The sequence below is a fragment of the Planococcus circulans genome (assembly GCF_020023385.1).
In the GTDB taxonomy this organism is placed as follows: Bacteria; Bacillota; Bacilli; order Bacillales_A; family Planococcaceae; genus Planococcus.
Genome location: NZ_JAIQCL010000002.1, coordinates 362,583 through 385,782, shown reverse-complemented (window position 1 = coordinate 385,782; position 23,200 = coordinate 362,583). Strand labels below are relative to the sequence as shown.

Below are 23,200 nucleotides of genomic sequence, written 5' to 3'. Positions count from 1 at the left end.
TATTGAGTGTATTTTATAAGAATAGACCCGGGTTAATCATTTTCGGTATAAAAAATGCAATATCCGGGAAGAAAGCCACGAATAGCAGTACCACGATAACAATCAAGATGTAAGGCAATACCGCCACTAAAGATCGCTCTATGCTCAAACCACCAATTTTTGCAGCTAGCAACAGACATAACCCATAGGGTGGGGTGATTAAACCGATCGCTAAAGTCATAACGACGATTAACCCTAAATGGACTGGATCCATTTCGAATAAGGTAGCTGTCGGTAAAATGATGGGAACAAACAAAATCATCGCTGGGATGGCATCCATGAAGGTGCCGATAAACAGGAAAAAAGCAATGATGATCAAAATGAACAGCCATTTAGTTCCTATATGATCGACAAAGAATTGCTGAGCTACAACTGATAATTGGTAATAGCTCATTAATTCACCAAGAGCACTTGCTGCCGCTAGGGCAAATAGCGATAGCGAACTCAACGCCAAAGTGTCTTTCAAGATTCCCGGTAAATCAGCTACCTTCAAGGTTTTATAATAAAACATACTGATTACCAATGTATAAAGAGAGGCTACTGCTGCAGCTTCTGTTGCAGTAAAGAAACCTGTAATAATACCGCCGATAATGATTACCGGCGTCAACAAGGCTGGCAGTGTTTCGAAAACCAGTTTTAAGAATGTTCCCATAGACGCTCTTTCAGATCGTGGATAGCCTCTTTTCAGAGCCATGATGTAAATGAATGTCATCATCCCAACACCAATCAAGATACCCGGGACAATACCGCCCAAGAACAATGCACCAATCGAAGCATTTGTTAATCCCGCAAAGATGATCATCGGAATACTCGGAGGGATGATGACACCGATTGTAGAAGAGGCTGCTGTAACCGCCACTGCAGTTTCTGTGTCATAGCCCTGCTTTTTCATATTCGGAATCAGTATTTTTCCGACTCCTGCTGTATCGGCTTGTGCTGCACCAGAGACTCCAGCAAAAATCATGGATACCAGAATATTGGAATGAGCCAATCCCCCTCTTATATGGCCAACTACTGAAAGAGATAAATCAATCAGTTTTTGTGAAATTTTCCCGTGATTCATTAAATTTGCGGCTAGGATAAATAACGGTACAGCCAACAGCACAAAAGAATCGATGCCGTTCAGCATTCTTATCGGCACGGTTACTTCAGGGAGGGTTTCAATACTCAAGACACCGATAAATGAAACAATTCCAATAACAAAAGCGATGGGGACACCGATGAACATAAGGACCAGAAAGATCAGAACAAGTAAAATGCCAATCATGCATCAGCCCCCCTTTTCAGATTTCTGAGGTCTTTAAAGCCGTTGAAGAGATGGCCAAGCGTATAAACGGCCATGGTGAAGCCCATAATCGGCAACGAAATCCAAACATAGCCCATTTTCATTTCGGGCAGGGCGACCCAATTATAATCCCAAAAAGTTTGTGCCGCTTCAATCCCGAAATATAAAATAGCCAGCGCAAAAAGTAAAATGATTGTGTCAATCACCAATACCAATACCGTCTTTTTTCTGCCTTTCAACTTAATCGTTAAAAAATCAAAGCTGAAATGTTCTCGTTGGTTGACCATGACGGCTGCTCCCATAAAGATAGACCAAATAAATGAATAGTTCGCCACTTCTTCAGTCCATATAATGGCAACACCCATGTGTCTGGATACAATTTGAATGATGATAGCAATAAAAAATATCGATAAGGTTATTACTCCAAACGTCATTTGCGCCTTCTCTAAGACCTTTATCATGGAACCATCCTTTCATAAAAATTAAAAGGGAGAATAGACAAGCTGTTTCTCCCTTTTAACAATCATAGAATTATTTTTGCTCTACAATCTTTTGATACATTTCTTCTGCCCCGATGTCTTTGGCTGCCTGTTCCTGAAGCGGCTTCGCTAATTCAGCAAATGGTGCTGTATCAATTTCTCCGATTTCGGCACCATCAGTGATTGCGATTTCTTTGTATTCATCTTCTTGTGCAAGCAAAGCTTCCCGTTCAGCTTGAACCGACTCTTCAGCTGCTTTTGTAATAATTTCTTGCTGTTCAGGCGTATAAGAATCAAATTCATTTCCGTTTACCAATAAAAATCTTGTTGTGTAATCATGCGCTGTTTCTGTCACGTATTTCCCATTGTCCGTTTTATGGTGGTTTTGCTGAACGAAATAAGGATACGAGTTTTCTGATGAATCAACTACGTTTTGTTGCAGAGCCTGATACAATTCGCCCCAAGCCACAGAAGTAGGTACTGCTCCTGCTTGTTTCCAGTAATCAGAAACCACACCAGAAGTCTGAGTTCTGATTGTCATTCCGTTTAATTCATCCATGGATTCAAGCGGTTTTTTGCCATAGAAATGTCTTACACCGGCAGACCAATATCCTACGATTTTAAAATCATTGTTCGATTTTTCATTGACGATAGTCGCCATTTCTTCTCCAACTTCACCATCAACCACTTGTTCCCAATGCTCGTAGCTGTCAAATAGATAAGGAAGAGCGAATAGATCGACCTCTTTAATACCTGTTTGAGTCATAAATCCTGGAGATACCAAAACAACATCTGCTGCCCCTAATTTCAGTTTTTCCACTAATTCGGATTCTTCTGTCCCGATTGTCCCGGCATGTACTTCCACTTCAATATTTCCATCAGATTCGCTTTCCACCACTTCTTTGAATTTTAATAACCCGACCTGATATGGATTATCCGGTGATGTTTGGTTATGCGCTGCAATCAGTTTAATTTTCTCTGGTGCCCCACCGTCTCCACCTGCTGATTCTTCACTTCCGCATCCTGTTAATGCTGCTGCTAAAACCAATGGCAAAACTAGAAACTTTTTCATCTTCTTGTTCATATCTTTTCCCCCTTATTTTGAAGTCCTTAAATCTCCCATGTCCTGTTACATAGCCATAGATTACCTGTTATTCAAAGTTTGTATGCCGTCTGGTCATTTCCTCATGCATATCTTTATTTCCATTCCCCTCTAATGTTCCGATTATAATGGCATCCAGTACAAGATGGACAGATTGATCAAATTGATTTCCGAGTGGTTGGATTGTTGCAGGCTCTTCCGGCCGACGATGTTTAGTGGCGGCTGGAATATTCAATACGCAGTCACAAATCGCTGCGATTTTGGATTCTTTGTTGGTTGTCACCAGGGAAACCTTTGCTCCTGACTCTTTAGCCTTTGAAGCAAATTGAAGGATAGCTTCTGTCGATCCCGATCCCGAAATAGCGACCAGCAAATCTCCCTCTTCAATACTTGGAGTGATCGTCTCGCCAACTACAAAAACCTGGAACCCACCGTGCATCAGCCGCATTGCGAAGGCTTTGCCCATCAAGCCTGATCGCCCTTCTCCATAAACGAAAATCCGCTTTGCCTCTTTTAGCTGAGTCGAAAGTTGGACCGCTTCTTCTTCTTTGACATTCGATAAAACCATTGAAATTTCATCAGCTACTTTTTGTATGATTGATTTCAAAATGCTCTGCCGCCTCCTTCATCTCTTTTGCTTCCTGTGCCGGATTTGCAGCCTTTGTAATGGCACTCCCGATAATTACAGCAGTAAGCTTTTTATCCAATAAAGAAGAGAGTGATTCTTTGTTGATTCCTCCTGCTATTGCTATTTCCATACCCGTTAATCCTTGCGCCAGCTTTAACAGGTCTCCACTCATTTCCTTTTCGAGCTGCATATCCTTTCCATGATGCAAACCGACAAGCTCGACTCCCATACTTTGCAATTCCTTAAGGCGGTCCGGATCAGTCACTCCCAATAAATCGATCATGACGCGTTTATTTAATTCTTTTGCTACTCCCAAGGCATCCGAAATTGTCTTGTTAGCTGAAAAAGCCATAACCGTTGTAATATCCGCTCCTGCCTCAAAAGCTTGGAGTGCTTCGTGTTTACCGGCATCGCATGTTTTCATGTCTGCCACCAAAATCTTATCGGGATAGGCTTCTTTAATCTCTCGGACAATTGCCATTCCATATTGCTTAATAACACCTGTCCCTACTTCAATCCAGTCAATATAAGGAGCTGTTTCATGCAGAATCGCAAAGGATTCTTCTCTTGTTAAGCGATCTAGAGCCAACTGGAATTTCATCTAATCATCCTTTCTTCAGAATAAGTTAGATCTCAACAGGAGTTTCTGATGACTAATTTAGGCTCAAAACGATGAATTTTCTCCTGATCTACTTTATCTGCCTTTTGAATTTTTTCCATTAAGAGTTCTGCAGCTTTTTTTCCAATTTCAGCTGCGGGCTGCTCTACGATGGTCAATGCTGGTTCAAAAAAAGAGGCAAACGAAACGTCATCAATTCCAATTACCGCTATATCTTTTGGAATTTGCAAATTTTGGCTTTTTAAATACTTTAGAATTTCAATCAAGGTTAGATCGTTTCCGGCTAAAATCGCTTGAGGTGGATCGTCAAGCGCCAATAATTCTTTGACACCTTGTTGAACCTGCTTGATTTCTAATGCCTTAATATAATCTTCTTCTATAGTTATTCCATTGCTTTCCAAGGTTTTTCGATGTCCTACAATCCTCTCAATTCGAGGGATCACAGCATCAATTTCATTTGTGATAATACTGATTCTCTGATAACCCATATCGATAAAATGTTGGACTGCTAATCTCGAAGCCATCTCATTGTTCACCATGACTGACGGAATGGAAACATTGGGTAATATGCGATCCACAAAGACTACCGGATAATTGCTTTGGACCATATCATTATAAATGTCTTCATTATGGCCGGTGGGGATAATGACCATGCCATCAACTTGCTTGGCACGCAGCATGTCAATGTATTTTCTTTCTTTGATGCAATCGTTATCTGCATTGCAGACAATCAGATGAAAATCTGTCTGATTGCAAATATCTTCAATCGATCTGATTACTTGTGCCGAAAAAGTGTGCAGGCTATTCGCTACAATAACTCCAATTGTCGTTGTAGTTTTTTGCTTTAAGCTTCTTGCTAAGATATTCGGCCGGTAATCCAATTCTTTAATCGCGTTTTCAACTCTTTGTTTCGTTTCCTCACTCATATGCCCATACCGGCCATTTAAAAAGTGGGAAACGGTGCTTTTTGAAACTTGTGCATGTTGAGCAACTGTCGCCATCGTAATTGATTTCATTTGAATCTTCTCCAAACTTATTTAAGGAAGGTATACCGGTTTACTAAACCGATGTACCTTAGTATAAAGAAGATGTAAGCGCTTTACAATAGGTTTGATAAAATAATCTGATTTTTTTATCATCATTCTTTTCTGAGAGGATTTATTTGAAAAAAATATGACAATGATTCCAAACGATAATGAAGGCTTAGATAATTGAATTATCTAAGCCTTCATTATCGTTTAATTTAGTTTAAAAATAATAGCTTCCATTCACTCTGATCTATCATCCCCATCAGGCGGTGGCCATGCGCTAATCAAACGGCGTGCATAGACAACTTGTCCCGCATGATAGCTGTTGTGATTGATCAGCACCATCAGCAAATCTGCTGCTGTTCTTTTTCTGCCGCCGAGACCTTCTTCCAAAGAATCTTTTGATGCTTGCTGCGTCGCTTGCCCTAGGCCTTTTAAAAACTGAGTCACTGCCTCTGTATATTGTTGTTCGTTTGAAGGGAATGGAGAACCTGGCCAAGACTCTGACAAGTCCTGAGGGCTTTCCGGCTCCTCTTCACGAAGCTCCGCTAAAATGAATTCCTGCCAGTAATTCATGTGAAACAAAAGTTCCCATACGGAATGGGGGCTCCCTTCCGGCTTTTCTCCAGCCATTTCCCAACTTAGGCCATTAAACAGCAGATCTGTCTGATAGTGAGCATACTTTCCCTGAAGTCCATTCTGTAAATAACGATTGATCATCATCGATTCCTCCTCACCTTATTAATTGTTTAATTCCCCAAAAATCATAAAAACCCTTTTCTTTCCTTCTCTGTTTTTGTATGTTTTCAGTACTGGAAACAGAAGTTCAGATGGCCTCACTACTCACTGGTCTCGTGCAAAGTCACACTTTCAATATAATGGATGTAGCGTCTAAGTTCTTTCGACTGCTCTCTCGTAACATCTCCGGCTACATACATCTTATAAATTTCAGATCGTCCCATATCCATCACAATGACCCGCAATTCCTCTTTCTGTAATTCGTATTTTTCATCATACAAGGCTTCCGGTGTTTTTAATCGGCTGACCATCTGCTTATAATCCGAAACGACGGCTTCCACAATTTCTTTCGGCTCGTATTTCTTTGCATAGTTTTCGAGCCCCAGCAGAGCTGACTGCAAAGCCTCCAACTGGATTTCACGCCCTTCTTGAAATTCAATCAGACGTGTTTCTTCTTCTTTTAGGTTTTGTCCTCTGAAACGTCTCCATGCCCTGATCAGTTTCCCTTGCAGATACAGCATGGTAGAACGCGTATTATTGGCAAGTACTTCTTCACGGCGGTCCAGAGATTTCTCGAATGCTTCGTATATTTCTTGCTTCATTTCTTTTTTGCGATAAAGCTCCTGGATGTATTTGCGTTCAAGCCTTAACGCCTTTAACCGGACTTCCCGCATCTTGCGCTGATATTTTTTATTTGCCTGGGCGGCCGTATCTTCTTCCGGCTGAATTTGTTGGAAACGTAATTTGTATTCTTCCATCAACTCATAAGCGGCGGCTTCATTCTCTTCCGTAATTTCGGATTTTATTTTTTTAATTGAGGCCAGCAGTATCCGCCTCCGTGTCTCCTCCAAATCCATCTTCAACGTATCTTCACCGTCGGCCAATTGTCCTTTACTGAGCATTGGGAGGAAAATCGTCGCCACAATCAATGTAAAGAGAATCGTTCCGGCTGCCAGAAAAAGAATAAGTGATCGGTTCGGAAAAGCTTCTCCATTGTCCATGAGAAACGGCAGCGACAATACACCTACCATCGTTACTGTTCCGCGTACCCCTGTCAAGCTGACGTACAAAGTCAATTTCAGGCTCGGCTTTGCCGCTTCTTCCATTTTGCCGAAGCGGAATTCATACACAGAGAACAGATATGCCCAAATAAACCGGATTCCCAGAATCATGATGCCAATAGCGGCAACATAGGAAAAAATTAGCCACAGGCTGGTGTTTGGATTTTCCAAAACTCCGCTCATCGAAGTCGGGATATTCAGACCCAACAATAAAAAGACGATCCCATTCAATATAAAGATGATGATTGTCCAAAGATTTTCTGTTACAACCTGTTCTTCGGCAATTAAAGTCTCTGTCTGCTCCCTTACCAGCGCGTGGACGATTCCGGCGACCACTACTGCAATAACTCCGGAGGCGTGCAGAATGTCTTCTGTAACAATGAAAATCAAAAATGGTGTCATGATCTGCAGTAAGGTGTGGAAGGTAACATCATTTATTCCCTGCTTTCGCAAGACCAGACGAATCCCGATGATCAATAAGCCCAAAGTCAGCCCCAACAGTCCGCCCGCCACAAATTTATATGAAAAATCCAATACGGCTTCTGATAAGGAAAAGTAACCGGTGACCACAGCGGCTACAGCATAATTGAACGCCACAAGACCTGACGCATCATTAATCAGGGACTCTCCCCGTACCAGACTCAACACCTTCTGGGGAATCCGGATGCGCTGCGCGATGCCATTGACCGCCACAGGATCTGTCGGAGACAGGATAGCCGCTAAAGCAAATGCAGCCGCGAGAGGAATTTCCTCTATCAGCCAGTGGATAAAGTATCCTCCCACAACAGTCGTCAGCAGCACCAAAATGATGGCATTGCCCAAAATGGGTCCTTTCATCCGCCACAGTTCTTCCCTTGGAAAGTGGCTGCCGTCATTGAATAGCAGCGGTGCGATGAACAGCAGCAAGAACCATTCCGTTTCGATATCAAAAGAAATGTCCTGATAAAGCAACACCAAGACAATACCGAGGGCAATCTGGATTAAAGCAGTCGGGATAAAAGGGATGTAATGGCTCACAACATTGGATATCAATAGGCAAATCAACAAAAGAAAAATCGTAAGCAATAAGTCCATGGCTGTTCTCCATTCTGCTCCTGGCGCGAATTCTTTCCATATGAGTAATTCATGTATACCCAAAATCATCTTCTGAGTATGCTTTTTCTGATTTATTTCATTTAAAACCCTGCTTGGATATGCTGCATTCCACCTCTTTTTTTCTGTAAGAAAAAGAGGTTGGATCAAAAGATTCGGGTATACTCTTTTTAACTGACATCAGGAGGTGCCGTCATGTTCTATCTCAGTCTGGCATTTATCATCGGATTTATGATTATTCATATATTTACGAATTACATCAAATTTTTGGACCGGAAGCCTAAGAACCGACTAATGTCATTCGTCTCGGGAGGTTCAATCGCTTATGTCTTTCTGCATCTGGTTCCCGAATTGACGCATTACCAGGAAGTGGCTGAAGAAGCTCAATTGGCTTCTTGGCTGGAAAGCCTCGATTTCGTCACCTATTTAGTGACGCTGGCCGGCATTGCATTTTTCTATGGGATCAGCCAACTAAACGATAAATCCCAAGAGAAAAATGAAAAGGAAAAAGACATCACCCGGCCTAGCAAGCCGGTATTTGCACTTGAGATTGTTTCCTTCTCTTTATACAATATGCTCATTGGCTACTTGCTGGTGGATTTAAGCGGTGAAAAGCTCGCCGATTACTTCATCTATTTTATTGTCTTTTCATTTCATTTTATCGCCAACAATCGTGTACTACACTTGACCCATGAAGATTTATATACCAATATCGGCCGTTGGATATTGGCAGCTGCAGTGCTGGTGGGCTGGTTGTTTTACAATTACACTGAAACTACCGAGCTGAATATCGCTTTCTTTTCCGCATTTCTCACAGGAGGCGTCATCCTGAATATTTTAAATGATGAACTGCCGGTTGAAAAAAACAGCAGTTATCCCTCTTTCCTTGCGGGCCTTGCCTTCATTACTATCCTGCTGCAGCTCATTTTGTAAAAAGCTGGCTCTTGCCATTACTGACTAATGGCTGTGCTATCGGGGGCAGGTTTATTTTATATGTTAAAGTGGTACAAAAGATATATGCAATATTCTAAAAAGTCTGTTATTAATGAATAGTATGAGTTGTTTTGACAGAAAAATAGGCAAAGTGAAACAAATCGCTGGAATGGGGGAATATCTGATGAAGATTATTGTAGCAGGTGGAGACGGATTTTGTGGTTGGCCCACTGCCTTGCATTTATCTCAAAAAGGACATGACGTGTCCATCATCGACAGCATGGTCAGAAGACAGATTGACGAAGAACTGAGATCAAACTCACTCACACCCATCGCCAGCCTTGAAGAACGGGTGGCTAAATGGCATGAACTGACTGCCAAAGAAATACGTACATATGAAGGCGATCTTCAGGATTTTGATTTCCTGAAAAGCGTCCTTGAAAAAGAACAGCCTGACGCGTTCGTCCATTTTGCAGAGCAGCGATCTGCTCCGTATTCCATGATCGACCGTGAGCATACGGTCTATACACAGGTTAATAATGTGGTCGGAACATTGAACGTTCTTTATGGCATAAAGGATATTGTTCCCGATTGCCATTTGATTAAGCTCGGAACCATGGGCGAATACGGGACACCCAATATTCCAATCGAAGAAGGCTATTTGGATATTGAACATAAAGGCCGCAAAGATCGGCTGCCATTTCCTAAGCAACCCGGGTCCTATTATCATCTTTCCAAAGTCCATGACAGCCACAACATCATGTTTGCCTGCAGGGTTTGGGGGATTCGCGCAACCGATTTGAACCAGGGAATCGTTTACGGGCTATCGACAAAAGAAACCGAGCTGGATCCAATTTTGGCCAATCGGCTGGATTACGATTCCGTGTTCGGAACTGCATTGAACCGATTTATCATCCAGTCAGCCATCGGGTTTGATTTAACCGTCTACGGAAAAGGCGGCCAGACACGCGGCTTCCTGAATATCGAAGACACGGTTCGCTGTATAGAAATTGCGGTTGAAAATCCAGCTGACTCAGGTGAATTCCGTGTATTCAATCAGTTCACGGAAGAGTTTTCAGTAATGGAACTGGCGCAGATGGTCCAGAAAGTAGCAGCAGACGAGGGCTTGACTATCGGACTTTCCCACTTGGAAAATCCCAGGGTGGAAAAAGAAGAGCATTTCTACGAGGCTGTTAACACCAATTTATTGGATTTGGGATTAAAACCTCATTTATTGACCGAGAATGTCATACGTGAAATTTTAAAAACCGTTATTAAACATAAAGATCGTGTCATCAAAGAAAACGTCCTGCCAACCGTGACGTGGAAATAAGTAGCGGTTGATCCATTGAACTTTTACGTAGGGAGTTGTTTCGATGAAGATCATGATCGTCACTGAGACTTTCTTGCCCTCTACCGACGGCATCGTTACTAGACTGACAGCTTGTATCCGCTGGCTTCATCGGGATGGACATGAAGTACGGATTATTGCCCCGGAATTGGGTGTGAAAGAATATGACGGAGCCATTGTCCAAGGTGTTCCTGCATACGCTTTTCCTTTTTACCGCTCCAAAAAATTCGCTTTTCCGAACCGCCTGGTGAAGAAATATATGGCCGACTTCGAGCCGGATATCGTTCATGTCGTCAACCCTGCGGTTGTCGGCTATTCAGGCGTGAATTATGCTAAAAACCTTGGCATACCGTTGATTGCTTCTTACCACACGAATATCCCTCAATATATGTCCTATTACAAGCTTGGCAAGTTGAATTGGCTGATGTGGTGGTTCATGAAAAAAATGCATAATAAAGCAGATCTCAACTTATGCACTTCGCAGACTGTTTTAAAGGAATTGACAGAAAAAGGGTTTGAACGGATGCAGGTATGGAAGCGCGGTGTTGATACGGAGCAATTTCATCCAAGACATTACACAGCTGAAATGCGTACCCGTTTAAGTGGTGGACAAAAAGATAAAATCCTTCTTCTTTATGTGGGGCGTTTGGCCGCTGAAAAGGAAATCGAAAAAATCCGAGATGTTTTAACGGAATCGAATCGATTTTGTTTGGCAATAGTAGGAGATGGCCCTCACCGAAAAGAACTCGAAAAACATTTCAAGGATACACGGACAGTGTTTACCGGCTTTATACACGGGGATGAACTGGCTTCAGCTTTTGCTTCAGCAGATGCCTTTGTCTTTCCTTCCACAACTGAAACGCTGGGTTTGGTCATTATGGAGGCCATGGCTTCAGGTCTGCCGGTAGTGGCGGCAGAAAGCGGCCCCACAAAAGAACAGCTTACAGATCGAAGAAACGGTCTGCTCTATGATTCAAAAGATCCCAAAAGTTTCAAAGACACCGTCCGTCTGCTTGAGGATTCCAGCTTCCGGCAACAACTCGCACAGCAGGCAGCCGCAGACGTATCCGACCTGGGATGGGCGGCTGCCGCGGAACAAATTCGGGATTTATACAGCCAGATAGCCGAAGCAAAAGCGGCGGAATCTTTTCAGGCTGCTGAATAAGAAAATCCGGATTGTCCGGAGAACAGAGGGATGCTATGGAGAACAGCGAAAAACGGCGGACTCCTGTTCAAACCCTGCAATTTACAGTGATCGGCATCTCCAATGCAGCTGTCGATATTGGTTCGCTCAATTTACTGTTGCTGCTGCATCCGACTGATCACAGCGTTAAATTGACTCTATTCAATACCATTGCCTATAGCCTGGCAGTGGCCAATAGTTATATATGGAATTCGATGATTACTTTTCGCCATACGGCTAGAGGCACCACCAAACAGCGTTTCGGTTTTTTTCTGCAAGCCCTGTTTAGCCTGTTCATTAATAATGGCGTTTTCCTGGGGTTCAATTTGCTGTTTCAATTCATTGGCATGCCTGCTTGGATTCGTCATAACCTGGCAAAAGGATTGGCAATGTTCGCTTCATTTTCAGCCAGTTTCCTCATGATCAAATACCTCGTATTCAAAGACGATCAACGCCGTAAGCAGCAGAAGTAGAATAACGAACCTCTTCATCAAAGCTTTTTTTGTTGGAGAGGCTTTTTCATGTCTTATGCATCCAGTCAGCAAACAGAATTCCTAAGGCTCATTAATATATATAGGCATCCCCATCCTGCACCAAAGGGTTTAAACTTCTTTGCGATTCGGATAATTGATATTATCTTCAAAAAGGTGGGATGGTTATGCGAATTTCCTGTATGGGCAGTCTGCTCATTTCAATCATACTTTCAATTATCTTGACGATTCTGCTGAATCTGCTGTTTTTCTAGAGATCACAATACACGCGCTATCGAACAATAATAGCGCGTGTGTCTTCTTAGTCCTTCAGAATCTCTTCCTTTAATTCTTTCAATCCATTCTGAAATACGTGATCGCTTCCTGACAGTTCCTTTACTGTTGCACTCGGCAAATTTTCTTTATACTTTTCAAGATGTTTGAAAGGTACAATTTCGTCATCGGTGCTGTGGAAAAGAACAACATCAGGTAAAAGTGAATTTCGGGACACAAAATCCTCTGCCAGCGTAAAGTCCTCCAGTTGCCAATCCGCATCGATTCCCCAAAAAGGTGCTGCAATCGTAATGACTTTGGCAAATGACTTTCCAAGCTCCTCTTCCGATAAAAACTTCAATAGAGCCGAGCCCCCTATGGAATGTCCCACCAATACCGCTCCATCATCCAAAGCTGCAATCTCTTTTTTTAATACGTCCTTCCACGGCGCGTACTGTGGATCTTCCGGGTTCGGCATTTTTGGAGCATGCACCTCATAAGCTGATCCCAATTCATCTTGCAAATACTGCACCAACCCCGCGCTTCCCTGTTGTTCTCCTTGAGGGCCAGCACTGTGAATGAATAAAATTTGCTGCGCCATTGCAACCGCCTCCTTTTAGTTCATCCCGAAGCCAAAAGCAGCTTGCCGCTAAAGTTATTTTCATTTACTATTTCTCCGTTATTTCGTTTTTCAAACATACCCTTTCTGCTCCGATGCTGATAAACTACAGGTATCTAAAGATATCGTAACGTTATAGACAGGGGGTGAATTCAATGACGGACAACACCGAAATGGAGCATGGGTTTCCAAGAAGCATCGGAAAGCCGGCACAACGAGCGTTGCTGGCAGCCGGCTATCATCGACTTCAGGATTTGACTTCAGTCACTGAACAGGAGTTGCTCAACTTGCATGGCTTCGGGCCAAAAGCATTGGGCATTCTGCGTGAGACACTTGCTGCGCAAGGCATGCGTTTTAAATCATAATCACCCCAGTTCCCGCCTGTCGAATTATAATAAGGGAGAGACCGCTTATGAGGAAACCTGGAAGAATCATCTTGTTGATTGTTTTCTTTTTACTCTTAGCCGTTGGATTAATCGCCTTATTCGTCAACGCCTTTACCGCAGGGAACAAGCGTTCAGAAACTATGCTTTTTGAAGAAGAAATCCGGGACATCTTCATTTCTGCAGAAAATGCGGATGTGACGGTACTCTCTTCTGAAAACGAAAGCACCGCTATTGAATTATCCGCAAGCAGTGATGATTTCAATTTATCGACTAGCCTCGAAGGCACAGAACTCACAGTAAAGGTCAGCGAAACTTCCAGTTTCCTAAATTCAGGATTGCTGGATACTTCCGTATTGACTGTCCATGTACCACTGGTGAATTCCAGGACCCTGGATATTCAAAGTGGCAATGGAAATCTCAGAATCTCAGAAATCGAGCCTTACGAAGTCTCCGTTTATACTGGAAACGGGAAAATCGAAATACACACTGTCTCTGCTAAATACTTCATTGCTGACACAGGGAATGGCGATATCAGTGTGAAAGAAAGTGATGCCCAAATGGTGAAATTGAGCTCCGCGAATGGAAATATCCATTTGGAGAATGTTTATGCTTTTAATGATTTACTTGCCACTTCCTCAAATGGCAGTATCGATCTGCAGGTTAGCGACCTGATCTATCCCATCGAATTTAAGGCAAGCAACGGTGACATTACCATCCAAACCGACAACAAGCCGATGCAGGGTTCTATTGAAGCCACAGCATCAAATGGAACTATCGATATTTTTGGAGATGATTCTGAAAGAATCACATTCGACGGGACGTTTCCCCTCTTAAAAGTAGAGGCCGTAAACGGTGATATCCTTGTGGAATAAATTTGCGTTACACGAATGAAAACTTTACATTTCTGTTTTGGATACGATTCACTCGCTTCAGTAGGGCTTTGTTGTGTTTGATCCCCAAAAGGCCTTTCGTAAAATCAGTGATGATTTCACGAAAGGTTTTCTATTAAGTTGCTAATTTCCGATTCCCTTATTTATCTGTTCGCTTTTCATGCATTTTTGATTTTGATCAATAACGCGAACTACAGCATCCCCTTGAGTTTAACTTCCTATATTCTCTCTTTCTATACTTGAAGCAAATGACCTATAAAATTATTCGAAATTTCTTTTTTTTCCTGATTCATTTATACTGGAAATACAATAGGCTTTTCTCGATTCCAGATTGTGAAAATTCCAGACCTGATTACTGCTGGGAGGAGAGATTAAATTATGTCGCGTCAGTCTTATCGAAAAGAAAAAAATCAGCTGATCTACACACAGCAGCATCTTGCTAACGAACGTACCTACCTGGCATGGATCCGTACCGTCATTTCAATAGTTGGCGTTGGCTTTCTGGCGACCAGTCTGCATTTCACTATGGGCGTTACACGCAATCCATTAGTTGATGTCTTTACTATTGCACTTGGTATCTTTGCCTGTATATTCGGTTTAACTGTTATTTTTTCAGCAACTCAAAACTATAAAAAGAAACGCCAGCAAATCATCAATGAAACTTTCACACCTTCGAATATGCATATCACCTTGATTTCTTCTATGTTGGCTATCATGATCATCATGGTCATCATTTACTTTTTCATGATTATGTAAGCTGTCTCTGTCCCTACAGATTTACAGCAAAGGAGCACACATTATGGATCCATTGGATATACTTGAGAACTTACATAACGTTAAACCCGCTTTTCAACCAATTATCAGCGCCGTCAAACATACCGTCATCGGCTACGAAGTTTTAGGCCGCTTCCAGTTTGAAGGCGCCTGGATCAGTTTGGGGGATTTCTTTCATGATGAAGATGTGCCGGATGAATACAAAGTTGAAGTCGACCAGCACCTCCTAAAACTGGCAATCAGCCAAATGCTCGACTCCGGCAATGATGGTCTGCTGTTCATCAGCCGGAATGCCCGGCAATTGCTGATTAACAGCGGTGAAGATTTTCTGGAGACTTTGCTGGTATACGCAGAACAAGGCTTCTCCATGAACCGGATTGTGCTCGAAATTACTGAACATGATTTTGATCAGGATTTCGATGTGCTGGAACATTTGCTGATTTACTATAAGACTTATGGCATCCAAATCGCCGTCGATCATGTGGGGGCAAAAAGCTCCAATATCGATCGAATCCGCCAACTCAGGCCTCATATCCTAAAAATTGATACCAGCTTCGTCCGGAATGCCAATCCTGACGTCTTCCAGGACGTCATCCAAACCTTGTCTGGGCTTGCACGCCGTATTGGCGCCAAACTTTCTTATGAAAATATCGAAGATAATTACCAATTGTATTTCGCTTGGAAACACGGCGGCCATTATTACCAGGGATATTATTTGGCAGAGCCGGATTTCGAACTGCCGCTGAATGGCTGCATTCCGAGTGATGTGGGAGAAAAGATCAAGGCTTTTGTTCAACGGGAAAAATCGATGGTAGAAGGACGTTACGCTTTTACGGCCAGACGGGAAGAGAAAGTGAAGAAGTTGATTTCAAAATGGCATGGTCCAGAAACAGCAGACCATTTTATCGAAGCTGTGGCTGAGTCATTCACTGAAGAAAGTTTCCGCTTATATATTTGCAACAGCGACGGCCTACAAGTGTCATCCAATTATAGAAAACATGGCAGCCAATGGGAAATAGAACCGGATCAAATCGGTTCACATTGGGCATTCCGTCCGTTTTTCCTTGAAAATACGATGCGCATGAAAACATGGAATAAAGGGATTTTATCAGATATCTATTCGGATATCGAAACAGGTGAACTGATTCGTACATTCAGCTATCCCTTATCAGAGGACTGCTATTTGTTCATTGATATCAGCCATGAGTTTATTTCCGAAAGAGATTACCTTCTGTTTCAGTAGTCGATAAATCGGGCTTTGTTCTGCTGGAATCAAGACTATATAAAAATCTTTAACCGGTTAATACATTTGAAGAAAGAAGGAGAAAAGAAATGGCACAGTCCCTGCAAAACTCTTTGGAACTGCAAATTTTTTTTGATACCCATAGTATCGAGTTTGAAGATAGTCTCTTAAATGAAGCAGTCAACGTTAAGGATAAAATTGATGAAATTTTATCGATCGGCAATATTGACCTCGTGACAAATGCCCATAAATTGGTTATTTTCATTATCGATGGCCAAGAAAGAGAGTTGGAGTTATTCGCCCAGCAGGAAGGAATCGCTTGGGCGACCCATTCCATCGAACTTTCCTTCAAACTGGAATGGGTGCAGGCTATTCGCCGTACATTCTGGAATTTCATCGAACAATTCAATCATTCCGTTCCACCAGAGAAAGCCATGGACTTTTTCCGTATGGAGAAAGAAGTAAACACACGAGTCGATTCGTTTTTGAATGCGTTTTTCCTCAGTTATTCTACATATAAGGATTCTTTGCTTAAAGCACACCGTCAACTGGTTGAAAATCTTTCAGTTCCGATCATCCCCATCAATAGTTCCGTCTGCATTTTGCCATTGATCGGTGCCGTCGATACGAAGCGGACATCCATTATTGAAGAAAAAGTACTGACGGAAATCGGTGACGCGCATATTCAAACGCTGATCATCGACTTATCAGGAATCGCCCATATGGAAACCGAGGTCATCCACCATTTGATGAAGATTATGGATGGCACAGCCTTGATGGGCTGCAGTACAGTCATTACTGGCCTGCGCGCAGAAGTTGTCCGCAAAATGATCCATTCACATTTGAAGTTTGATGAAAAAACAAAGACATTCGGCACGCTGCAACAAGCCTTAAAAGAATACTTAGTTGTTTAAGCAGCAAAAAACCTCTCCACAAACTGGAGAGGTTTTTTATTAAACTGGATTCTTCATGAAGTTATCGTCTTTTCTGAAATTCCCCATGACTTCCATTGTTTCGCTGATGCTGACGAACGCATTGGGGTCGATGTTTTTGATCAATGGCCGCACAAATGCCAGCTCGTGGCGGCTGATCACGCTATACAGGACTTTCACTTTTGCTGCAGAGTATGCACCTTCGCCGTCCACGACAGTGATGCCCCGGTATAGTTTATCAAGTAATTCATTTTTGACTGCATCGCCTTGGTTCGTTACCACCATCAAGCTCAGCTTAATGTGGCGCGTATGGACCCGGTCAATCACCAGACCGGTAATATAGATGGATGCCATCGTATACATCGCCAGCTCCCAAGAGAATACAAATCCAGCTACGAAGACCACCGCACTGTTAAGTACAAAAACAAGGGCTCCAAGCGGAATATCCCGCTTCATCGACATCAAGAGGCCAATAACATCAAAGCCACCGGTTGAACTGTAGAAACGGATGATGATTCCCATGGCCACTCCGGAAATCACTCCGCCGAACACCGAAGAAAGCAACGCATCTTCTGTCAGTTTAACGACAGGAATGTATAACATCGAAACGGATGTCACAACAACTGAAAACAGGCTATTGACAATGAAGGTCTTACCCAGCTTCATCCAACCGACGACGAGGATAGGAATGTTCAGGACAATCATCCAGATCCCCGCATTCAAAGGGGTCACCAATCCCAGCATCATCGCAATACCGGTAACGCCGCCCGCCAATACTTCATGGGGCAATAAAAACATATTAAATGCAACGCCAAGGACAATCGAGGCAACAAAAATAATCAATAATCTCGTCCATTTATTCATAACCAAACTCCATTCTTAAGGCAAACCTTAGTTGCTCTATTTTGTTCAAACCACAAAAAAAGGCCGTGCGGCTGCACGTCACCTGAAGAGCAATTATCATAATGTAATCTTTTACTTTTCAATAAAAACTACGGGAAAGTGAATAAATTGTTCTTTTTTATAGTTAACCAATGTTTCATATTATAGTAGCTTAGGGGCAGGAAAAGCAAGTGTTTCTTCTTTTTTTTACACGCTGTTCACAAATAGAAAAGAGATACGGAATATCCACATTCCGAATCCCTCTATTTTCATTCCTTTTCTAATTGGTGAATTGCTTTTTCCAGCTCTTCCTTTTCTTCTCCCTTAATCTCCGGATATTGCGGATTCAGCTGCTGCAACACTTTGACCATGACCTCTGAAACGATATAACGCGAATACCATTCATCGTCTGCAGGCAGTGCGTACCAAGGAGCATATTCTGTCGATGTGTTGTTCAATATGTCTTCAAAGATTTCCTGGTACCCATTCCAATGCTGCCTTTCTTTGACGTCATTAAATGAAAACTCCCAGTTTTTTTCGGGGTTTTTCATGCGTTCAAGCAATCGGCAACGCTGTTCATCAAAAGACATATTGAAAAAGAATTTCACCACAGGAAATCCATTTTCCACCATATACCGTTCATAATCATTAATTTGCCGATAACGGACGTTCCAGATATCTTCATCGATCAATTCATCCGGAAGCGGTGTACCCCCAAGTAGATCGTGGACTCTCGGAGCAATCACTTCCTCATAATAGGACCGATTCAAAATTCCAATTTGGCCTCTGGCAGGCATGCCTTCCTGAAATCGCCATAAATAGTCATGGGCCAGCTCTGTTTCAGATGGTTTTTTAAATGAAGTCACTTTGAGTCCCTGTGCCGTTAAATTCGAAAAGATATATGTAATCGCTTCATCTTTTCCAGCTGCGTCCATCGCCTGTAATACGACGATGATTCCTTTCTCTTCTTGGGCATGCAATTTCATATGAAGTTCTTTCAGCTTTTTGACACTTTCCGGAATCAGTTTTTCTTTGAGTTCTTGTTCATTGTATTTACCATTAACGTTCGCAGGATAATGGGAGAGTTTTATCTTTTCATCTTTTTTGACTAAGTAATCGTCAATATTCATAATTCTCCTCCTTTATAAACTTCAACGAGTCGGGTTGAGTGGCCTACTGCCTACTTCTTCCATACCCTCCATCGGAATAGAAGTAACCGCAAAAAAACCGCAATCCTCATCTCGGGTCACGGTTTTTCTCTACATCGCCTATTGCATCTCACCTTCAACTGAAACCTGCCATTCGATTCCAAAGCGATCAGTCACACTGCCATACAAAGGGCTCCAGAAAGTTTCCTGCAACTCCATGCCGACTTTTCCACCTTCCAATAGCTTGTTGAAAACGCTTCGTGCTTCTTCGATCTCATCGAACAATAGAGTTACAGACACATTATTGCCTCTTTGAAAATTCGGCATTCCCATTCCCGGAGGAACGTCAGAAATCATTAACGTGTCACCGTTTTTCAAATTGATTTGTGCGTTCATCACCATATCCTTTACTTGTTCAGGCATGTCTTCCGCATCCTGCGCTTCACCGTAAGTCATAACGCCAACTAATTCTCCACCTAGTACCTCTGTATAAAAATGTGCCGCTTCCTGGCCATCCCCATCAAAATTCAAATAAGGAAACAATTTCGTGATCATCATTGCCCCTTCTTTCTGAAAACCCCATTTATTTTTCCTGCTGCAGTTCCTTCAAATATTCCTCCAGACGGTCGTAGGTTTGGGTCATCCCATCAACAGCACCCATTTCGATTACACTCTCAAGCTCTTTTTCTGAATCGAACTTCGTAGCAGAAACAACTTTACATCCAGTGCCTTCCGCAAAAAAATCCGTTGTAATCAGCATGGTCGGCAGCCCTTCGACTTCATTTTCCTGTTCATCGGAAAATGTATCCACGTAAACGAGTCGGTTTGGCGGCTCAATTTCACGATAAACGGCTTTTCCCCAGGCTTCCTGTCCTTCCGGCGAGCGCATGCAGTAATGCCAGACGCCTCCAGGCTCCACCTCCATTTTGTAGACCGTCGTGTCCCAACCAGTCGGACCCCACCAGCGCGCAATATGATCCGCTTCCGTAAACATTGAAAATACCCGCTCTCTTGGTGCTTCAAAAGACCTTTCCAAGATCAGTTCCAATCCCTCGACTTTTGAAGAGACCTTGTTTGCAGACATGCTAAATCCTCCTTATCGTAATATTTGAAGCAATCAGCTCTGCTGCCTGATAAACGTAGGCAGTTTTCCTCCTTCCTTTTTTTTTAGGTCAATACAGAGACTGATCAATTTAAGTCCTCTATACCCATTTAGTTTTTACAGTTAAAATTTGATGATGATCCGTGATGATTCACCTTTGGCCAAAATATCAAACCCTTTATTGACCTCATCCAATGTGATGAAATCCGTAATCAATTTATCGACAGGCAAGCGGTCTTCCTGGAACAGATTCATGTAACGCGGTATGTCACGGCTTGGTACGCAACTGCCCAGATAAGATCCCTTAATGGTCCGTTCTTCGGCTGTCAGCGATAAATAAGGAAACGAAAACTGATGTTCCGGATGCGGCAGCCCTGTTGTGACTGTAGTTCCGCCACGCTTGGTGACGGCGTAGGCGACCTCCATCGCCGGTACGACGCCCGCGGTTTCAAAAGCATAATCCAAGCCACCTCCTGTCGCTTTCCGTACTTGTTCAACGACATCCGGATCTTTGGAATTAAACACATCGGTTGCCCCTAGTTCCTTCGCCTGTTTCAATTTGGTTTCATTGATGTCCACTGCAACAATTCGACTGGCGCCTGCCGCAATTGCCCCAAGCAAAGCGCTGAGTCCTACTCCACCGAGGCCCACGACGGCCACGGTGCTGCCGAGTTTGATCCCAGCTGTATTAACCACTGCACCGACTCCCGTGATGACTGCGCAGCCGAACAGTGCCGCTTTTTCAAATGGAATATCTTTACTTACTTTGACGACTGAATTTCTTGAGACGACCGCATATTCCGAAAAAGCCGATACACCAACATGGTGATGGACGGTTTCCGTTTCCGTGCTGAGACGATTTCCTCCACCGAGCAAGGTGCCCGCCGTATTGGAAGCTGCTCCAGGTTCGCATAAGGCAGGACGCCCTTCCCGGCACGGGCCGCATTGGCCACAACTTGGAACGAATACACAAGCGATGTGATCCCCTGGCTCCAAGTCGGTTACGCCTTCTCCCACTTCAACGATTACACCTGCTGCTTCATGGCCCAAAGCCATCGGCAGCGGCCGCGGCCGGCTTCCGTTCATCACCGATAAATCAGAATGGCATAAGCTCGCCGCTTTTATCTGGATCAGCACTTCCCCTTTTTCCGGAGAATCCAATTCCAATGTTTCAATTTGTATAGGCTGGCTTTCCTCGTAAGGAGTTGAAGCCCCAATTTCCCGTAATACCGCTGATCTCACTTGCATATTCCCACCCTCTCCTCAATCAAATTTTCAAGACTCAATACAGTTTGATGCCGATGAACTTTACGTCCGTCATTTCTTCGATGGCATATTTGACTCCTTCTTTTCCAGTGCCGCTGTTTTTCACTCCGCCGTATGGAATATGATCATAGCGCCGAACTGATACTTCATTGATCCAGACGCCTCCTGTATCAAGTGCATCCGCCATCCGCATGGCACGGTTGATATCAGCAGTGAAAACAGCCGCCTGCAGGCCGAAATCCGAATCATTGGCGTGGTGCACCGCGTCTTCTTCTGTAGTGAACGGCATGACACTGACAATCGGCGCAAATACTTCTGCACAGACCACTTTCATGTCAGGGGTTACGTCACTGACAATGGTCGGCTCCATCAATGTACCTCGACGTTTGCCGCCTGCCGATAAAGTCGCACCTTGTTCGACAGCTTCCGTGACCCACGATTCTGCCCTTTCAGCCGCTTCCTCTGTGATCATCGGACCCATATCGGTCGACTCATCCAATGGATCGCCAGTTTGAAGCGCTTTCACTTTCTTTGTCAGCTTTTCGAGAAAAGCCTGATAAACAGCTTCCTGCACATAAATCCGCTGGGCAGAAACGCAGGCTTGACCGGCATATGTGAAGCCGCCGATTACAATGGCATTGACGGCAACGTCCAGATCCGCATCCTCAAAAATGATATTTGGAGCATTCGACCCCAGTTCCAAGGTAACTTTTTTCCGTTTGGCCATTTCATGTATTTTCCAGCCGACAGCACTGCTGCCGGTGAATGTCACCCGTTTGACTTTCGGATGGGTCACCAAAGTTTCCGCCAGCTCCTGCCCAGGACCCATGACAATATTGATCACCCCTTTAGGCAATCCGGCTTTTTCGAACAGCCGGTAAAGAAGAACCGGGGACAGCGGTGTTTTCTCTGCAGGCTTTAAAACCACCGTATTGCCTGCCGCAATCGCCGGGGCGACTTTATGGAGCACCAGATTCAGTGGAAAGTTGAAAGGCGTAATGGCTGCCACTACGCCCAAAGAAACACGTTTTGACATGCCGATTTGATTTTCTCCACCGATTGCACTGTCCAGTGGAATCATTTCTCCATAAATCGATTTGGCACCCTCCGAAGCAAAACGCAGCACCTGCACCGCACGCGCTACTTCTACACGGCTTTCCTTGATGGGTTTCCCTGCTTCCAAAGACAGTAGATGGGCAAACTCATCGGCATCGATTTCCAGCAGATCAGCCGTTTTCCGTAAAATCGCTGCACGCTTATGCGCTGGCATTCTCTTCATGGTTTTGGTATAAACACGATGGGCACTGGCAACTGCATCAGCCGCATCTTCAGCAGTCGCACACGAAATCTTCCCGATTACTTCATTGTTATAAGGATTAATCACTTCAATTTCATCCCGACCATCTTTCGGCAATTCCTTGCCATCAATAATGGAACCGAAATGGTATTTTCCGATTTCAATCATTACAGGTTCTCCTCCTTCTTCAGTTACAAAAACCCGGTTCTTGTTGGAAATTCCGGCTTTACCTCAAGGACTCGTTACTTAATATAGTATGCCCTTTTCAAAAATTGTCAATATTCTGTCAATAAAAGATGGGAGTATCCTTAACTTTTTTCGCGCTCTCTACGCTAACTTCCGAGTAACGCATAAAAAAAAAGAATTTCTTCACGGAGACC

At 43.4% G+C, this 23,200-nt stretch carries 24 protein-coding genes; 9 read left to right on the top strand and 15 right to left on the bottom strand.

All coding sequences use genetic code 11. The annotated features are described in order from the left end of the window. Positions 1-13: 13 nt before the first annotated feature. The 8 genes from K8U60_RS06020 to K8U60_RS05985 all read right to left on the bottom strand — a co-directional run bounded on the left by K8U60_RS06020 (position 14) and on the right by K8U60_RS05985 (position 8,053). Positions 14-1,306, bottom strand: coding sequence for a TRAP transporter large permease (locus tag K8U60_RS06020; protein WP_223635773.1), 1,293 nt, complete (start codon positions 1,304-1,306; stop codon positions 14-16). Beyond that, complete coding sequence (locus K8U60_RS06015; RefSeq protein WP_223635770.1) at positions 1,303-1,758, bottom strand: TRAP transporter small permease; 456 nt, start codon at positions 1,756-1,758, stop codon at positions 1,303-1,305. Before K8U60_RS06015 ends, K8U60_RS06020 begins: the two co-directional genes overlap by 4 nt. A gap of 97 nt (positions 1,759-1,855) precedes the next feature. After that, positions 1,856-2,887 (bottom strand): TRAP transporter substrate-binding protein, encoded by a 1,032-nt coding sequence (locus K8U60_RS06010; RefSeq protein WP_223635767.1) that lies wholly within the window; start codon positions 2,885-2,887, stop codon positions 1,856-1,858. Between the two features lie 67 nt (positions 2,888-2,954). Beyond that, a complete protein-coding gene (gene hxlB / locus K8U60_RS06005; protein ID WP_223635763.1) occupies positions 2,955-3,512 on the bottom strand; it encodes a 6-phospho-3-hexuloisomerase in 558 nt (185 codons plus the stop codon). Then, positions 3,484-4,134: a 3-hexulose-6-phosphate synthase gene (gene hxlA / locus K8U60_RS06000; RefSeq protein WP_223635760.1), complete on the bottom strand. Its 651-nt coding sequence runs from the start codon at positions 4,132-4,134 to the stop codon at positions 3,484-3,486. The genes hxlB and hxlA overlap by 29 nt, the downstream gene beginning before the upstream one ends. Before the next feature lie 32 nt (positions 4,135-4,166). After that, positions 4,167-5,168, bottom strand: coding sequence for a LacI family DNA-binding transcriptional regulator (locus K8U60_RS05995; protein ID WP_223635756.1), 1,002 nt, complete (start codon positions 5,166-5,168; stop codon positions 4,167-4,169). 252 nt (positions 5,169-5,420) lie between these two features. Continuing rightward, on the bottom strand, positions 5,421-5,903 hold the full coding sequence (locus K8U60_RS05990) for a DinB family protein (protein ID WP_223635753.1): 483 nt from the start codon (positions 5,901-5,903) through the stop codon (positions 5,421-5,423). Positions 5,904-6,019: 116 nt separating this feature from the next. After that, positions 6,020-8,053: a Na+/H+ antiporter gene (locus K8U60_RS05985; protein WP_223635751.1), complete on the bottom strand. Its 2,034-nt coding sequence runs from the start codon at positions 8,051-8,053 to the stop codon at positions 6,020-6,022. A gap of 213 nt (positions 8,054-8,266) precedes the next feature. Between K8U60_RS05985 and K8U60_RS05980 the strand changes: the two genes are divergently transcribed. The 4 genes from K8U60_RS05980 to K8U60_RS05965 all read left to right on the top strand — a co-directional run bounded on the left by K8U60_RS05980 (position 8,267) and on the right by K8U60_RS05965 (position 12,011). Then, positions 8,267-9,004 (top strand): hypothetical protein, encoded by a 738-nt coding sequence (locus K8U60_RS05980; RefSeq protein WP_223635748.1) that lies wholly within the window; start codon positions 8,267-8,269, stop codon positions 9,002-9,004. Between the two features lie 184 nt (positions 9,005-9,188). Further along, positions 9,189-10,337 (top strand): NAD-dependent epimerase/dehydratase family protein, encoded by a 1,149-nt coding sequence (locus K8U60_RS05975; RefSeq protein WP_223635746.1) that lies wholly within the window; start codon positions 9,189-9,191, stop codon positions 10,335-10,337. 43 nt (positions 10,338-10,380) lie between these two features. Then, complete coding sequence (locus K8U60_RS05970; protein WP_223635744.1) at positions 10,381-11,520, top strand: glycosyltransferase family 4 protein; 1,140 nt, start codon at positions 10,381-10,383, stop codon at positions 11,518-11,520. Between the two features lie 35 nt (positions 11,521-11,555). Beyond that, positions 11,556-12,011 carry a GtrA family protein gene (locus K8U60_RS05965; RefSeq protein WP_223635742.1) on the top strand — a complete coding sequence of 152 codons (456 nt, stop codon included), beginning with the start codon at positions 11,556-11,558 and terminating at the stop codon, positions 12,009-12,011. A 319-nt stretch (positions 12,012-12,330) separates the two neighbouring features. On the opposite strand, the gene K8U60_RS05960 is transcribed toward K8U60_RS05965, so the two are convergent. Further along, on the bottom strand, positions 12,331-12,882 hold the full coding sequence (locus K8U60_RS05960; RefSeq protein WP_223635740.1) for an alpha/beta fold hydrolase: 552 nt from the start codon (positions 12,880-12,882) through the stop codon (positions 12,331-12,333). A 173-nt stretch (positions 12,883-13,055) separates the two neighbouring features. On the opposite strand from K8U60_RS05960, the gene K8U60_RS05955 reads away from it, so the two are divergent. From K8U60_RS05955 to K8U60_RS05935, 5 genes are all read left to right on the top strand, one after another. Then, positions 13,056-13,265, top strand: a complete 210-nt coding sequence (locus K8U60_RS05955; protein ID WP_223635738.1) for a helix-hairpin-helix domain-containing protein — start codon at positions 13,056-13,058, stop codon at positions 13,263-13,265. Positions 13,266-13,312: 47 nt separating this feature from the next. Beyond that, on the top strand, positions 13,313-14,158 hold the full coding sequence (locus tag K8U60_RS05950) for a DUF4097 family beta strand repeat-containing protein (RefSeq protein ID WP_223635736.1): 846 nt from the start codon (positions 13,313-13,315) through the stop codon (positions 14,156-14,158). Between the two features lie 396 nt (positions 14,159-14,554). Then, positions 14,555-14,932: a YidH family protein gene (locus K8U60_RS05945; protein WP_223635734.1), complete on the top strand. Its 378-nt coding sequence runs from the start codon at positions 14,555-14,557 to the stop codon at positions 14,930-14,932. Between the two features lie 43 nt (positions 14,933-14,975). Next, positions 14,976-16,193: an EAL domain-containing protein gene (locus K8U60_RS05940; RefSeq protein WP_223635732.1), complete on the top strand. Its 1,218-nt coding sequence runs from the start codon at positions 14,976-14,978 to the stop codon at positions 16,191-16,193. A gap of 89 nt (positions 16,194-16,282) precedes the next feature. Further along, complete coding sequence (locus tag K8U60_RS05935; protein ID WP_223635729.1) at positions 16,283-17,107, top strand: STAS domain-containing protein; 825 nt, start codon at positions 16,283-16,285, stop codon at positions 17,105-17,107. Positions 17,108-17,146: 39 nt separating this feature from the next. Here K8U60_RS05935 and K8U60_RS05930 read toward each other — a convergent pair whose 3' ends face one another. The 6 genes from K8U60_RS05930 to K8U60_RS05905 all read right to left on the bottom strand — a co-directional run bounded on the left by K8U60_RS05930 (position 17,147) and on the right by K8U60_RS05905 (position 22,988). Further along, positions 17,147-17,989, bottom strand: a complete 843-nt coding sequence (locus K8U60_RS05930; RefSeq protein WP_223635726.1) for a YitT family protein — start codon at positions 17,987-17,989, stop codon at positions 17,147-17,149. Positions 17,990-18,276: 287 nt separating this feature from the next. Then, on the bottom strand, positions 18,277-19,137 hold the full coding sequence (locus tag K8U60_RS05925) for a PPK2 family polyphosphate kinase (RefSeq protein WP_223635723.1): 861 nt from the start codon (positions 19,135-19,137) through the stop codon (positions 18,277-18,279). A gap of 138 nt (positions 19,138-19,275) precedes the next feature. Continuing rightward, entirely contained in the window at positions 19,276-19,713 is a 438-nt protein-coding gene (locus tag K8U60_RS05920; RefSeq protein WP_317851910.1) for a VOC family protein, read from the bottom strand. A 25-nt stretch (positions 19,714-19,738) separates the two neighbouring features. Then, the gene (locus tag K8U60_RS05915; RefSeq protein WP_223635720.1) at positions 19,739-20,239 is read right to left on the bottom strand and encodes an SRPBCC family protein; all 501 of its coding nucleotides are present in this window, start codon (positions 20,237-20,239) and stop codon (positions 19,739-19,741) included. A 141-nt stretch (positions 20,240-20,380) separates the two neighbouring features. Continuing rightward, complete coding sequence (locus K8U60_RS05910) at positions 20,381-21,505, bottom strand: zinc-dependent alcohol dehydrogenase family protein (RefSeq protein ID WP_223635717.1); 1,125 nt, start codon at positions 21,503-21,505, stop codon at positions 20,381-20,383. Between the two features lie 34 nt (positions 21,506-21,539). Continuing rightward, positions 21,540-22,988, bottom strand: a complete 1,449-nt coding sequence (locus tag K8U60_RS05905; protein WP_223635714.1) for an aldehyde dehydrogenase family protein — start codon at positions 22,986-22,988, stop codon at positions 21,540-21,542. Positions 22,989-23,200: the final 212 nt, after the last annotated feature.